The sequence below is a fragment of the Saccharicrinis carchari genome (genome assembly GCF_900182605.1).
Lineage (GTDB): Bacteria > Bacteroidota > Bacteroidia > Bacteroidales > Marinilabiliaceae > Saccharicrinis > Saccharicrinis carchari.
In genome coordinates this window covers 95,895-110,857 of record NZ_FXTB01000010.1, presented here as the reverse complement: position 1 = coordinate 110,857, position 14,963 = coordinate 95,895, and the positions used below count along the sequence as shown (strand labels likewise).

The following is a 14,963-nucleotide window of genomic DNA, read 5'->3' as shown; positions in this document are numbered from 1 at the left end:
TAATAATCAGTAATTTGAAACAAGGTTCGCGTATTCCCGATTTCTCCAACAGATGCCTTCTATGATTCGCGAATAAGCTATCGGGGTATTTCGATAGAATCAATAATTTGCTGTATAACGGTATGGGTTTGTACACCTTCCATTTCCTTTTCGGGAGTAAGGATAACGCGATGCGTTAAAACAGGCACCATCACAAATTTAATATCTTCGGGAGTAACAAAATCGCGACCTTGTATGGCGGCATAGGCCTTAGACCCGTTTAAAATGGCCAGTGAAGCCCGTGGACTTGCCCCTAAATACAAAGCATTGGAATTTCGTGTTTTCTCTACCGTTTGGGCGATATAGCGTATGAGTTCGGGTTCTACTAATACTTGTGTTACCAAGGCTTGCAACGCTACAATTTGTTGTGAATTGGCCACGGGGTTTATCAGCGACAATTCAGGCCTAACGCCTCTTCCCTGTGCATTGGAGAGCAAAGTAATCTCCTCATCCAGTGAGGGGTAGTTTAATTCTATTTTAAACAGAAAACGATCCATCTGGGCTTCGGGCAGACGGTAGGTTCCTTCGTGTTCCACCGGGTTTTGTGTGGCCAATACAATAAAGGGGGCATCCATCTTACGGCATTTTCCGTCCATGGTCACCTGTCGCTCTTCCATCACCTCAAATAAGGCGGCTTGCGTTTTAGCGGGGGCACGGTTTATTTCGTCTATCAACACCAGATTAGAAAATATGGGACCTGCTTTAAACTCAAATCGGGAGGTGCCCATGTTAAAAATGCTGGTTCCCAGCACGTCAGAAGGCATTAAGTCGGGCGTGAATTGAACACGGGCAAAGTTGGTTGAAATACTTTTTGCCATTAGTTTAGCCAGTAAGGTTTTGGCCACTCCCGGCACCCCCTCTAATAAAACATGTCCATTGGCCAGCAGAGCGGTCAGCATAAGTTCAATGGTTTTGTCCTGACCTACGATAACCCGGCTTATCTCATTTTTTATGTTTTGGGTAATTTGGCTCAGTTCTGCTAAATCAACCCGATTTGTAAAAGGTGTTTGCTCTTCCATATTGCTGTATTTTATACTACTTCAACTCATAAAAAAAGTCTATCTTTTTACTAAACTGCTCCAGCTCCTCCTGCGTTATGCTTTTCACTTTTTTAAAGCGCTGTGCCATGTTAAACAGTTGCTTAACCATATAACCGGGTACATTTAGTTTCTCTGAAATCTCCTTATAGCTATCTGCATGTAAGTTATCGGTATCGATATAATATTTGCGTCGTAAAAACGCCAAAAAATAAGTGTATCTTTTTAGGGCAATATCCAAATGGTTTTTGCGGCTAAAATATAAGCGACCTATGGTTTCTACAAAAGATAAAGAGGTGTTTTGCGGAGCTTGTACAATGGGTATTGCCCTTTGCCGCCGTTTAGCAGCAAAAACCATATATATAATTATACCCAACAACAGCATGTACCACGCATTGCGCAGTGCTTTTTGCGAAAGAATATACCTGAATGCAGAACCGGAAACAGGCGATTGCTGCTTGTAATGTTCGTCCCATATAACCGAAGTATTGGGCAAATAAGACAAACACTTAAAGGCATATTCGTAATTTTGGCCAATCAGTAAATTGTAGTTGGTGAAAGCCAAAGGGTTGAGATTGATAAAAAAACTGCCGGTACCGTATTTTATTTTTATAAAATTAGCTACCCCTTTATCTCCAATTCCCAATACGGTTGTATTAAGGGTGTCGAAACTTTGGAAATACACTTTATTAAAAGCTCGTTTATAAATGTATCCCCGGTTCGATCGAAGAAGCGGGTTGCTTAAATTTAAAATGGTGGAATCGTTTTGTGCAGAGGTAAGTGTAAAATCTTCGTTTAGCTTAAAGCGAAGCGTTTTGTACAAGTCTTCCGAAAAGCTTGTGGCAGCCAAAAAAACATGACTGCCCTGTTCTACTGCACCAAGCATTTTGTCTGTATCCAATTCGTCGGGATAAAAAAAATCATTTATAAATATCCAGCCCGAGTTTTGTAAATCATTCTGCTGTAAAAAACTATAGATGGGTGAGTGCATTGTACTAATGGAATCCTGGGAGACAAGTTGCTTTAACTCGTCAAACAAAATGCTATTTCCAAAAGGTATCTTATCTTTTTTTGAGAAACTAAGGCGCCAATCGATTGGTTGAGGTGCCAAAATTAAAGCACAAAAATAAAGGGCAAATGCAGCAAGCACAGCAATAATTAAATGCTTATTGTTTAAGTGCTTTGCCATGGCCTAAACTTGTATTTGTTTATTACCTATCGCCCTATTAAAGTCCTTAAACTGTGTCCTTACTTTGTTAAATTGTTCTTCTTCAACGGTAAACTGACCGTACCAAATATATTCGTAACTAAGTTGTAGATAGGTAAAACTTTGTTTGTGGCCGGGCGAAGTTAATTCATGACAATACTCTTTGTTTGTTTTCCAGGGTTGCCATTGTATAAGTCCTAAGGTGTCAAGTTGGCGCAGGCTCAATAAGTACATGAATCGCACAGCTTGCCTAAAATCTTTATTCTTAATTGCCATAGCCAGCCTATCATCGATGTTGCGACTATAAATATCAGGATGCTTTTGTGAATAAAAGCTTTTAGAAATGTGGTGCTTATTCGCCAGAATAAATAATCCGGTGAGCTCTACATCTAGTAATTTTAATATTACAAACAGCAATATTATAACAGCGAGGCCTATGATAAGGTAGACAATTATTTTGTGACTTACGCCACCATAGCTTAGTTTACTCCAGAGCCAACGTTTAAATTTGGCCCATTGCGATTCGGGTTTTTGAAATCGCTCATAATTATAGGCTTTCATTTGTTTATAGCTCTCCATTTTATCTGCCGAAACAGGTCTATAATGTACGGCTGAGTTGTCCTGGACTACCGTTTTTATTGAATCCAACGCGTTAGCATCTGCCCCAAACAAGCCTATGAGAACAACTACAAAAATAAAGAGCCATCTGTTAATCATTGTGCATACCGCCGTTTTCGTTGATTTTATCAATTTTATAAAGTAACGCCGTATTGTCTTTGTGTTCGACCAGGCTATAATATTGAAAGCTTAATATTATGGCTGGTATTGGCGTTACAATGGCAGTACCAATGGTTGAAACAAAAGCGGTGAGCATAAACGGAAAAGACAGCAGATTGGCGTCGGGGTTCAATATACCTTGCGTTCCGGCCACAATTCCGGCAGGCACCCCAAAAAGACTACTCAGTATTAGTAAAATAATGGATGCTATAATTAACAAACCAAATGTTTGCCACCAATGATTTTTTATGAGATAAAAGCATCGCGAAAAGGAAGCGCCATAGCCCTGATCTTCGGCTACCTTAACAATTAATATGATGGATAGGGGCACCATGATATATAAACCGGGTAGGATCAATGCCAAAAAAGCCACCACCAATATTAATCCGGTAAGGATGTTATATCCTAAAAAGGCCCCAAAAAAAGAAGTGAACTTATGCCACACTTCCTTAATGTCAACCTGCTGATCTCCCTTTTTTGCATATAAAACAATGTAGCAGTAGGCCAATCCGGATAAAAAAACCTGCACAATTACATTTATCAAATTAAATAAGAAGGCTTTACCGGGCATAGCTCTCACCACGTCCTGTGATGCTTCCGGGTTGGTTAGGTTCCTTAAAGCATCGGCCAGCGAAGTGTCTACATAAACGGTGCTCAGAATAGCCTGAACCAAAACAGGTATACCGGCATACAACAACAAAACACGTCCAAGACCTTTGTATTCCTGTTTTATAAAAGCAAACGAGGCATTGAGCACATCACCAAATTCTCTTTTCTTTTGCAGTTCTACTTTCTGATTTAGCATAGGATATAATTATTTACGAGTTGTTGTAATTTCCAAAGTCACGTTGGGCTTTTAGCACATTGCCGATATGTAGAATCAAATTTTGTGTTTCGTGCAAAAAGTTTAAATACAACATACTGGTATGGGTGCTCGATTTTTCCTTTTTGATGCGTCGCAACTGTTTTTTCCGTAAATCTTTAAGGTGATCTACCGTAGCCGCCAAATTCTCCTGTAAACTCTCCAGATTATGGTACGATCCCTTATTGATCATCCTAACCACCTTATTAATAATTACCTGTACCTCACCTTGTAAAACGCTTATTTCTTTAAACTGATCCGCCGTAAATGGCGAATGGTTATTATCTAAATGGTTATAAAGCGGTTTGGCTATATAGGTGAGCGAATGAGCCGACTCTCGAAGGTAGTCAATCACCTGAACATAGTGTAAACTCGAATCGATATCCGATTCTTGCAATTTTTTAACCGTTTTATATATGTTGTCCTTATATTTTTTGATGGTTTTGTTAATACGATTAATGTCTTTAACCTTAGCTTTCAAATCCTTCCTATTCTCGGCCTGAAAGCAAGTTAGCGCAGATGAAAAGTGACCCGACATTTCGTTGAGTGAAGCGGTAACGTTTTTGGTACATTTATTAAACAATGCTTTTGCCAAAGCTTTTTCCTCCACTTCTTCCAGCTCCATGTCTTTTGATGCCAGTTCAATAGCGGTACGTTTTTTACTTAACACATGTGTTCTGTAAATTAACACCATAGCCACTGCAACGAGCCCAAACACGGCAAAGGTACCTCCAAAATATATGATGGTGGCAATAATAAAGGAAACGGTAAAGGCTGAAAAAGCCGTCAGGAACCATCCACCAATCACCGATAGTACGCCGGTTATACGATATACAGCGCTGTCGCGTCCCCAGGCGCCATCGGTAAGCGAGGTGCCCATGGCCACCATAAAAGTAACGTAGGTAGTGGATAGGGGTAGTTTGTAGGAGGTGGCCAAGGAAATAAGTAAGCTGGCCACAACCAAATTTACCGAAGCTCTGATCATATCAAAGGCCGGTGCTTCGTCGCCCAAAGCATTTCGCCTTTCATCGTACTCCGTTGAGTCGAATTGCTTTTTGACGAATTTTTTAACCCGTTTAGGAATTAAAAAATTGGCAACAGCAGTGGCGTTTACCGATCCGTGTACGATGGCTCGCGACAGATAGGATGACCCGAACCTTTCCTCACCTTCCTGCTGACGGGATAAGTCGAGTGATGTTTTTACCACTTTACGGGCTTTTTTAGATGTCCAAAGGGTGACTACCATGATCAATCCCGCAATCACCAGCAGTAAAGTGTCCGTTTTTACAGCACCAGCCAACGACCCCATTAATATGCTGTCGGCTGCCATACCGGAATCCCTATACACCTTAAACGATTCCAAACCGGCTAGTGGAACACCAATAAAGTTAACCAGGTCGTTGCCGGCAAATGCTACGGCCAGGGCAAAAGTACCTGCTAACACGGTTAGCTTTAAAATATCAATTTTAAAAATCATGCGCATTAGTTGCAGCAAAATAGTAAAACCCAGAAAGCAAACTGCCAATATTTTAAAGGTGTTATGCTGAATGTAATCCTTCATTGCATCATCCATAAAGGCGGCATCTTTTAGTCCTTTAATAACTATGAAATAAGTGATGGCCGTTATGGCAACCCCACCCCATATAGCGGCCATATACTTTAATCTTTTATCGTAATTAAACGAAAAAAACAAGCGTGTAACAAACTGTACTGCGGCTCCTACCGAAAAGGCCACCACCACCGATAGTAATATTCCGGTTATAATAGCCAGCGCTTTGGCGGTGTTAATATAATCGCTCAAAGGCATATCGCCTGTTTTAGCAATCTTTATCACAGACACGGCTATAGCTCCCCCCAGCAATTCAAACACAACAGAAACGGTTGTTGAGGTGGGCATACCAAAGGTGTTGAAAACATCTAACAACAGCACATCGGTTATCATTACCGCCAAAAAGATGACCATGATTTCGGAGAAATAAAAGTGCTGGGGGTTAAAAATACCCTTTCGCGCTACCTCCATCATGCCACTCGAGAAGGTGGCCCCAATAAAAATACCCAAGGCAGCTATACTCATAATCACCTTAAATGGAGCTACTTTGGCTCCCAGGGCCGAATTTAAAAAGTTTACAGCATCGTTGCTGACTCCTACGATTAAATCTGAAATAGCCAGTGCAAAAAGCACAACTACCAGTACAACATAAATATTTTCCATTATCCGTATTTCGTTACGTCATGATTACGGGGCTAAAATAGGGACTATTGAAACGTTCAATGTTAAAACAATGTTAAAACAATGTTAAAAGATTGAGGGAGATATGGCCGGGTACATCTTAATTTTTAATCTGGTTATTTTTCTGCTATTTTTGGCCTTCACTGTAAAGGTTAACATTTTTGTTAGGCTTAATATTTCATAGTACTACCATAATGCTTAGTTGTTCACCGCAAAAATTACCGAACACCCCGCAAATTGTATTACGACGGAGTGCTTTAGGTTTTGTTATTTAGGGTAAAGATGGCCCAATTAACAAATGGATAATTTTTAATATACAGAACGATAAAAGCGATATTAAAATCAATTGATGTTACTAAACTATTTAATCGACGGCATAATCATAGGGTTTTCGGCATCTGTTCCTTTAGGTCCAATTGGGGTGCTATGTATACAACGTACCTTAAACAAAGGTCGCCTGTCGGGTTTTATTTCCGGACTGGGAGCTGCATTTAGCGATACAATTTACGCCATACTGGCAGGCTTTAGCTTATCTTATATCGTTAATTTTATCGAACAGCAACTTTTGTATATTCAAATATTTGGTGCCCTTTTACTTATTTTGCTTGGTATCCATATTTTTTACAGCAATCCTGCCGTCCAGCTCCGCAAGCAACGAAAGGGTAAGAGTAATTTATTTCAGGATTTCATTTCTACTTTCATTGTCACCATTTCAAATCCATTGGCCATTTTTTTATTTCTGGCCTTCTTTGCCAGTTTTGGTGCAGTTAAACCCGGTGATGATGCATCCAATCATTTTATTTTAATAGCCGGCGTGCTTGCGGGTGCTTCGTTGTGGTGGTTTATACTATCGTCCCTGATCAGTTTGTTCCGTTCCAAAATAAACCTACGCCGCCTGTGGTGGCTAAATAAAATAACCGGTGCAGCCATCGTTATACTCGTGGTGATTGGTTTTGTAGTATTTTTATTTAGCGACGCCATAAAATAATTATTTATATTTGAATGTTTAATCCTTGTATGTAACCATAAACCGTTTATCAATGAAAAATAGTTGTACATATATTTTAGGTCTTGTGTTATTCTTGTTTTCGTGTCAATCGAAACAACAAGCAGACAAATACAGTGCTTCGGTGCCAAACATCAAAGAAAAAGTAGAGGAATTTGTGCCGGTTCAATTAACCGCCGATATATCCTATCTATCTGATAAGCAAAAAAAGATGTTGCCTTTATTGTTCGATGCAGCTGAAATAATGGACGACCTTTTCTGGAAACAGGCCTGGGGAGACAAAGATGAGCTATTGTCTAATGTGGATGATCCGTACCTGGCAAAATTCCTGCATATCAATTATGGCCCCTGGGAGAGGCTGAATGGCAATCAGCCGTTTGTAAAAGGTATTGGTAAAAAGCCGGATGGAGCACAGTTTTATCCTGTAGATATGACCATAGACGAGTTTGAGGCGCTGGAGGATGAAAATAAGAAAGGCCTTTATACCGTTATCCGACGCGACCAAAACGGCAAGTTAAAAGTAATACCCTATCATGTAGAATATAGCCGGGAATTACAAAAAGCCGCAGACTTACTCAACCAAGCCGCCACCTTGGCAGAGGATGATGGATTCAGAGACTACCTGACAAAAAGAGCCAAGGCCTTGCTGAATAGCGAATATTTTGAAAGTGATATGGCCTGGATGAGCATGAAGGACAATAAAATTGACTTTGTTATTGGCCCCATCGAAAACTATGAAGATGCACTGCTTGGTGCAAAAACAGCTTTCGAATCGTACATCTTAATAAAAGATACCGTGTGGTCGGCCAGGTTGGCACACTTTGCAACATTATTACCCCAACTTCAAAGCGGCTTGCCGGTAGAGGATAAGTACAAGGCCGAAGTGCCGGGAAGCGATTCGGATTTAGGTGCCTACGATGTGGTTTTTTATGCGGGCGATTGCAATGCCGGCAGCAAAACCATTGCCATCAACCTTCCTAACGACCCACAGGTACAATTAAAAAAGGGCAGCCGTAAACTACAACTTAAAAACACTATGAAAGCTAAGTTCGATAAGATACTGATGCCCATTGCTGAGCTGCTCATTGTCGATGAACAACTTGCTAATGTGACCTTTGATGCCTTTTTTCAAAACACCATGTTCCATGAGGTGGCACATGGGCTGGGCATTAAAAACACGCTCGATGGTGCAGGCACAGTCCGCGAAGCGCTTAAAGAAACCTCAACCGCTATTGAAGAAGGCAAAGCAGATATTCTTGGCCTGTACATGGTTGACATGCTCACCAAAATGAATGAACTGGGCGATAAGCAGGAGTTGATGGATAATTATGTAACATTTATGGCCGGACTGTTTCGCTCCATTCGCTTTGGTGCTTCCAGCTCGCATGGCAAGGCTAATATGATACGTTTTAATTATTTTAAAGATAAAGAAGCTTTTACCAAAGATGCTACAACGGGTAAATATAAAGTGGATATGGTAAAGATGCGTCAGGCCATGATCGACCTGTCAAAAGAGATTTTAATAATGCAGGGGGATGGCGACTATCAAAAAGCGAACGAAATGATTACGAAAATGGGACTTATAAAGCCTGAACTGCAATCCGACCTGGATAAAATTCGCGATGCCGGCATTCCGCGTGATATTGTTTTTGAGCAGGGGCTGGAAATGCTTGATATTTAACCATTGGTGCCTGGATTCCTTCAATATCATATATTTATTAGAAAGGGGATGTTGAGGGAAATCATTCCCGATCCTTGCACAGAGGTGAGCCAGAGTTTCAAAAAAGTTGAGTATAACTACATTTAATTTAGTGATTCTTCTTGCAGAAAATAATTAAGTATTTATCTTTGCAACCCTGTTGATTTTTCAGCAGCACTCAACTTTATTGGCCCAGGTGGCGAAATTGGTAGACGCGCTGGTTTCAGGGACCAGTGTCAGCAATGACGTGCAGGTTCGAGTCCTGTTCTGGGCACACGCACACACTTCAAAAATCGTTAAAAGCGCTTAAAAATAATGTTTTAGGCGCTTTTTTGTTTTGTTAAAATTCCAAATAAAATCTTTAAAACAGGGGGTATAAAAGGGATTGAATCGAGTCCAATTCTGACTTCCTTAAATAACTATATACCATGAGACGGATAAGCTGCTATGTGGTTAAAAAGGAAAAGCCAAGGAGTATTATAGTAGGATGAATACAAATTAATGAAGTAATATTACTATTTTGAATTAGGACACTATTCTATTGAAATGGTGGCGGATTTTCATCAAGTTGCCTATCTGTTAAGGTGTGCATATTAAACCATTGCCATTGCGCGTTTAAATATTTAAATCGACCAATACCCACGTCGCCATTCGTTTTCCATTGATCCCAAGTTGCATTTTTTGACAACCAGTAATCAGCCCCTACAGAAAGTAACAACCGAGCTTTTGAGCGATCGTCCACCTTTTTATCATCCACTTGTTTAAGCCGCCCTTGCATACTTACCCAAACACCATCAATATCGTCAGCTTGTATTTCACACCGCCCTTCTTCGGGCCAGAAATGGAAGTTATGATCTTTAATTAATTGAACACTAACACCTGTATTCTCTTTAAAGATATCAGCAGGTTGACTTACATCTCCTTGAAAATCTTCAACATAATAAGCCCCATTAATATTAGAAGATAATTGAACTTGAATCCACTTTTGTGTGGACTTACTTAAATACCACACCTGTAGATGCCGCAAATACACGGCCGTATTTTTTACCATTATCTGATCAATATCGAAGTACACCTGCCCCCATGGAATTATAGCACTCCAACCCTTAGGTAAATTATTTCCATAACCAACACGTGGTTTCGCTTGCCAATCGAAATGTTCGGGCACACCATGTGGAAGCCCCTCGTGAGGCAATTTCATATCGTCTATAAGTGTTTGCTTATTATTTTTTATATTGTCCAATTCGTTAGTTAACTCATCAGTACTGCACGAGATAAAACAGATAAACACAAGGACTACCCAACTAATATTACCTATACCTGTACTCATAATTTACCTCACCATTTAATCATTAAAATATCCTTAATACTATGTTATGTTGCTACAAATTTGATAATTGTATGCAATAATAACCAAATACATTATTGAATGATTGATATTTTGACATTCACACTATTGACAACTTAAACAAAATCTTACTTGTTGACAGCCAGCACCTTATTGACAATAGACAACATATTCTTTTGACAATAATACAGAATATTTCCGGGAGAAAAGAACAGGCGACCAAACTTTTTTGTATTTACCATAAAGATATTAATTATAGCTTTAGGAGTAAGCGCATCGGCAACTACGCGGTTTACTTTTGCTTCGGAGGTCGCCAGGCAACTGAGGCTAATTGAAAAGATAAGCAATTGCATACCAAATAAACAGGGACCGGTGTACACCCACCATCCTCAATTAATTGATTTCTTTTGCCATATGGTCTGCCCCGATTTTTCATCGGGGGCACTCGCCATTATAATCATTCCCCTTGCGCCTGGGCGGGACAAGTGGTGAGAGAAAACGCTCATCTTAAAAAACGCTCCATAAACAGCTTTCCCTGCCAGGTATCTCTTTGTTTTAATCTTTTATCCACTTTGGCCACAAACTCAAAATTTTTAGAACCCCATTTGGGAGCAATCAACAAATCCTTTGGCGATTGACTCACAAAACGTTCCAATACGATATTGGGATTGAGAAGCTCCAAAAAATCGACTACCAGTTCAATATATTCATCCTCCTCATACAGTTTAACCGAGTCCGGCTTTTTCAGGTACTCGCGACCCATTTTTGAACCTCGCACCAATTGCAGCTGATGAAGTTTTAAATAATTCAACGGCAAGGCCGATATCTTTACGGCATGCTGCAGTATCTCTTCCCTCGATTCGCCCGGAAGCCCCAGGATAAGGTGTGCCCCCACATTAATCCCTGCATCGGAAGTTTTTTGAATGGCCTCTACCCCACTCTCATAATCGTGCCCACGGTTTATCGTGTTTAAGGTTTTGTTTAAAGTGGATTCAATACCATACTCAATGATAACATGATAATGACGATTTAACTCTGATAAAAAAGTCAATAACTCATTGCTCACACAATCGGGTCTTGTGCCTATTACCAAACCAATTACCTGGGGATGTACCAAGGCCTCGTTGTAGCGTTTTTTGAGTATTTCAATGCTATCGTAAGTATTACTGTAAGCCTGGAAGTATGCCAAATAATATTGCGTTTTATACTTGGGGGCAAAAAAATTGATCCCCTTTTCTATCTGGCTAGTGATGCTATCCTGCGGACTGCAATAAGCAGGGTTAAAGGTGTTGTTGTTGCAAAAGGTGCAGCCGCCTTTGCCTTTAGCGCCGTCACGATTGGGACAGGTAAAACCTGCATCCACCGAAATTTTCTGTACCCGCTGATCAAACATCCTTTTCAGGTAAGAGCTGTAATCGTTAAAGCGTCGGGCATGCCCCCATGCATATTCCATTTATTTATTTTAAAAAGTACATGGCAAATGTATAAAAAATGCCTCTGTGCGCTATAAAAAAAATCGCATTACTATCCCTTTGATTATACCTATGTTGTGCTTGCGTAGTAATTATTAAAATCCACTTATCAATAACTGTTTGTTCTATCAATCGCAAAATTGTTTCGTATATTTACATTTTGTAGAATTTTAATTCAGCTTATTACATCCTTAAAAAATAACATACCATGATTACAGACAAAGACATTTCGCTTTTAAAAAGTAAAGGCATCACGACCGAAAGCGTAAACAAACAGCTAAAGCAATTTGAAAAAGGCTTTGCTTTTATGGACATACAAAAGCCTGCCTCTACCGGCAAAGGAATTATTGTATTGGACGAAGAGGAAAAGTTGATGTTTACCGACCAGTACAGAGCCGGTATCGATCAGGGTTGCTCCGTGATTAAATTTGTACCTGCTTCGGGTGCAGCCACAAGGATGTTTAAAGATATGTTTACTTTTATAAATGCCGACAAAGCCAAGCAAGAGGAATTAAAAAAACAAGGGCCTGTTCAGGATTTTCTATCTCATATCAATCATTTTGCGTTTTCGCAGGAATTGGCAAAAGTAAGTGGGATTGATTTTTCCGATAAAAAAGCCGTGATGGATAATGCCGTTTTAATTGTTGAAAAATTACTATTGTCCAACGGTTTAAACTACGGAAACCACCCCAAAGGGGTTTTAAAATTCCATTTAGAAGGCGACAGAGCCACCACGCCCATTGAAGAACACTTGTGCGAAGGTGCCACCTATGGACAAGACAACGAAGGAAATGTAAACATTCATTTTACGGTTTCGGGCGATCACAAAGCGCTTTTTCAAGAAGTGGTTAACAAAAACATACCCTATTACGAGGCCAAGTACGACGTGAAGTTTAACATCAGTTTTTCGGAACAAAAGGAACACACCGATACCATTGCCGTAAACCCCGACAACAGCCCTTTCCGTACTGAGGACGGTAAACTCCTGTTTCGTCCTGGCGGTCACGGAGCACTTATCGAAAACCTAAACGACCTGGAAGCCGACATCATCTTTATCAAAAATATCGACAACGTAATTCCTGAGTATCGCTTAAAAGACACCATCCAGCACAAAGAAGCGCTGGCGGGTGTTTTGTATCAGTATCAGCAAAAAATATTTGATTATCTTCAACAGCTATCGAGCGATAAAGAAAACTTACCGTTACTGGAAGAAATCCTTGATTTTATGCAAGATCAACTATTTATAGCTCTGCCCGAAGGTATAGCGGAATATCCACTTGCCGAAAAACGACTTTATATTATTTCCAAACTAAACAGGCCCATCCGGGTTTGTGGTATGGTAAAAAACGAGGGAGAGCCTGGTGGGGGCCCCTTCTGGGGCATTGGAAAATATGGAGAAACGTCATTGCAAATAGTGGAAGGCTCGCAAATTGACATGGAAAATCCGGAAAAGAAAAATTTGGTAAAGAAAAGTACCCACTTTAACCCGGTGGATTTGGTATGTGGAACCAAGGATTACAAGGGTAATAAGTTTGATCTGTTGGAGTATGTGGATCCCAAAACAGGATTCATTTCTGATAAATCGGTTGGCGGAAGAGTACTCAAAGCCCTTGAATTGCCAGGACTATGGAATGGAGCCATGAGTGACTGGATCACTTTGTTTGTAGAAGTGCCCATCAGTACTTTTAACCCGGTAAAAACAGTAAACGACCTGTTGCGCCCACAGCATCAGCCTGAAAACACAAAATAAATACGATAGCTTATTTAAAATAAACATGGGCATTGTTAACAACTTTTCAACAATGCCCTTTTTTAGGGACTTACCCTATTGTTATTGACTAAAAATGTGGTAATTTTGACCGTTGTAAATCAATGATATCATATGCAAGGATACTCTCACGCAAATCATGACGGGACACGAGAAGCTGTAGAAAAATTTGAAGAGTTGGTTCATCGCAACAAAGAGTCCTATTTTGATGTGTCTCAAATAGAATCTATTTTTGATTTTTATAACGAGCAGAACATGACGGACAAGGCCACTTCCGTTTTACAGATGGGTCTGCGCCAACATCCGGATTCCACTGCGCTGCAATTAAAATACAGTACCCTTCTCCTGGAACAACATCAAGACGAAGAATCGTTAAAGATATTGAATTATCTAAAACTGGTTGAAACCAACAATTCAGAAGTTTTCCTTAACCTTGGTATTATTTACACCCGTTGGCATAAAAGGGAACTGGCGCTGGAGTATTATACCAGTGCCATTAAATTTGCCGATGGCGAAGAGCTGGAAAGTTTTATTTTTGAGATAGGGTTTAACCTGAATCTGGACGATTATAACCTGGAGGCTCGTAAGCTGCTCGCCAAGTATCAGCCACGCTACCCCAATAACGAAAACATGTTATTTGAGCTGGCCTATGCACACGATAAACTCGATGAGATAGAGCAAGGGATAGCCGTATATAATAAACTGCTGGATTTGAACCCTTATTTGGAGAACGCCTGGTACAACATGGGCATTCTTTTAAGTAAACAGGAAAAATTTCAGCAAGCCATTGAGGCTTATAACATAACCATTGCGCTTGCACCTGATCTGTCAGAAGCCTACTTTAACAAAGCCAACAGCCTGGCACAAATAGGCGAATATGCCGAAGCCCTTAGCGCCTACGCCGAATATATGTCGTACAGTTTCCCTTCGCCCCTGACCTATTATTATATGGGTGATTGCCACGAAAATTTAGGAAACTATGATTTGGCATCCCGCTTTTATAAGTTGGCCATCGATAATGATCCTGAGAATACAGATGCGCTCCTATCGCTGGGCCGCACATCGTACCATGTGCAGGATTACCCAACAAGTGTTGCTGCTTTTGAAAAGGCGTTGCATATCGACCCGGATTCGGCCGACGCATGGTTATCGCTGGGCAAAGCTTACAAAAAAATGAATAAACCCAGCGAAGCAAAAAGATGTTTGAAAAAAGCACTCCTTACGGAGGATCAAGACACATACAGCTGGATTGAAATGTTCCAGTTTATGGAAGAGAACGAAAAAAATTTTAATGCTACGGCTTTTTTAAAACGGGTGTTAAGCAAAGACCACACCAATGGTGCCTTGCATTACCTGGCTGCCGTAATCTATAATAAAAATAACAACAACGAAGATGCCTTAAAGCATTTGGTCATCGCCCGACAGCTTTTACCCAATGATTTGGAAATTGTTTTAAACGAATACCCATCCTTGGTTTCAATGCCCAAGATAGCAGAATATCTTAACTCCATTTAAGAG

11 protein-coding genes and 1 tRNA gene are annotated in these 14,963 nt (G+C 40.3%); 5 read left to right on the top strand and 7 right to left on the bottom strand.

Going from position 1 to position 14,963, the window contains the following annotated elements:
* Positions 1 to 77: 77 nt before the first annotated feature.
* From FN809_RS15270 to FN809_RS15250, 5 genes are read right to left on the bottom strand one after another with little or no spacing between them, the layout of a single operon-like run.
* Positions 78 to 1,058, bottom strand: coding sequence for an AAA family ATPase (locus FN809_RS15270; RefSeq protein ID WP_142534406.1), 981 nt, complete (start codon positions 1,056 to 1,058; stop codon positions 78 to 80).
* Positions 1,059 to 1,074: 16 nt separating this feature from the next.
* Positions 1,075 to 2,265, bottom strand: coding sequence for a DUF4350 domain-containing protein (locus FN809_RS15265; RefSeq protein ID WP_142534405.1), 1,191 nt, complete (start codon positions 2,263 to 2,265; stop codon positions 1,075 to 1,077).
* Between the two features lie 3 nt (positions 2,266 to 2,268).
* The gene (locus tag FN809_RS15260) at positions 2,269 to 3,000 is read right to left on the bottom strand and encodes a DUF4129 domain-containing protein (RefSeq protein ID WP_142534404.1); all 732 of its coding nucleotides are present in this window, start codon (positions 2,998 to 3,000) and stop codon (positions 2,269 to 2,271) included.
* Positions 2,993 to 3,865 carry a hypothetical protein gene (locus tag FN809_RS15255; RefSeq protein WP_142534403.1) on the bottom strand — a complete coding sequence of 291 codons (873 nt, stop codon included), beginning with the start codon at positions 3,863 to 3,865 and terminating at the stop codon, positions 2,993 to 2,995. The genes FN809_RS15260 and FN809_RS15255 overlap by 8 nt, the downstream gene beginning before the upstream one ends.
* Positions 3,866 to 3,878: 13 nt before the next feature.
* Positions 3,879 to 6,134 (bottom strand): inorganic phosphate transporter, encoded by a 2,256-nt coding sequence (locus FN809_RS15250; RefSeq protein ID WP_142534402.1) that lies wholly within the window; start codon positions 6,132 to 6,134, stop codon positions 3,879 to 3,881.
* 367 nt (positions 6,135 to 6,501) lie between these two features.
* On the opposite strand from FN809_RS15250, the gene FN809_RS15245 reads away from it, so the two are divergent.
* The 3 genes from FN809_RS15245 (at position 6,502) to FN809_RS15235 (ending at position 9,131) form a co-directional block, all read left to right on the top strand.
* Entirely contained in the window at positions 6,502 to 7,140 is a 639-nt protein-coding gene (locus FN809_RS15245; RefSeq protein ID WP_142534401.1) for a LysE family translocator, read from the top strand.
* A 52-nt stretch (positions 7,141 to 7,192) separates the two neighbouring features.
* On the top strand, positions 7,193 to 8,839 hold the full coding sequence (locus FN809_RS15240; RefSeq protein ID WP_142534400.1) for a dipeptidyl-peptidase 3 family protein: 1,647 nt from the start codon (positions 7,193 to 7,195) through the stop codon (positions 8,837 to 8,839).
* 208 nt (positions 8,840 to 9,047) lie between these two features.
* Positions 9,048 to 9,131, top strand: a tRNA-Leu gene (locus tag FN809_RS15235).
* Positions 9,132 to 9,395: 264 nt separating this feature from the next.
* Here the strand turns inward: FN809_RS15235 and FN809_RS15230 are convergent.
* Together FN809_RS15230 and FN809_RS15225 are read right to left on the bottom strand one after the other, a co-directional pair.
* Complete coding sequence (locus tag FN809_RS15230; protein WP_142534399.1) at positions 9,396 to 10,187, bottom strand: hypothetical protein; 792 nt, start codon at positions 10,185 to 10,187, stop codon at positions 9,396 to 9,398.
* Positions 10,188 to 10,707: 520 nt separating this feature from the next.
* On the bottom strand, positions 10,708 to 11,658 hold the full coding sequence (locus FN809_RS15225; RefSeq protein ID WP_142534398.1) for a TIGR01212 family radical SAM protein: 951 nt from the start codon (positions 11,656 to 11,658) through the stop codon (positions 10,708 to 10,710).
* Between the two features lie 227 nt (positions 11,659 to 11,885).
* On the opposite strand from FN809_RS15225, the gene FN809_RS15220 reads away from it, so the two are divergent.
* Together FN809_RS15220 and FN809_RS15215 are read left to right on the top strand one after the other, a co-directional pair.
* Positions 11,886 to 13,427 carry a DUF4301 family protein gene (locus FN809_RS15220; RefSeq protein ID WP_142534397.1) on the top strand — a complete coding sequence of 514 codons (1,542 nt, stop codon included), beginning with the start codon at positions 11,886 to 11,888 and terminating at the stop codon, positions 13,425 to 13,427.
* 132 nt (positions 13,428 to 13,559) lie between these two features.
* Positions 13,560 to 14,960, top strand: a complete 1,401-nt coding sequence (locus FN809_RS15215) for a tetratricopeptide repeat protein (RefSeq protein ID WP_142534396.1) — start codon at positions 13,560 to 13,562, stop codon at positions 14,958 to 14,960.
* The last annotated feature ends 3 nt before the right edge of the window (positions 14,961 to 14,963 follow it).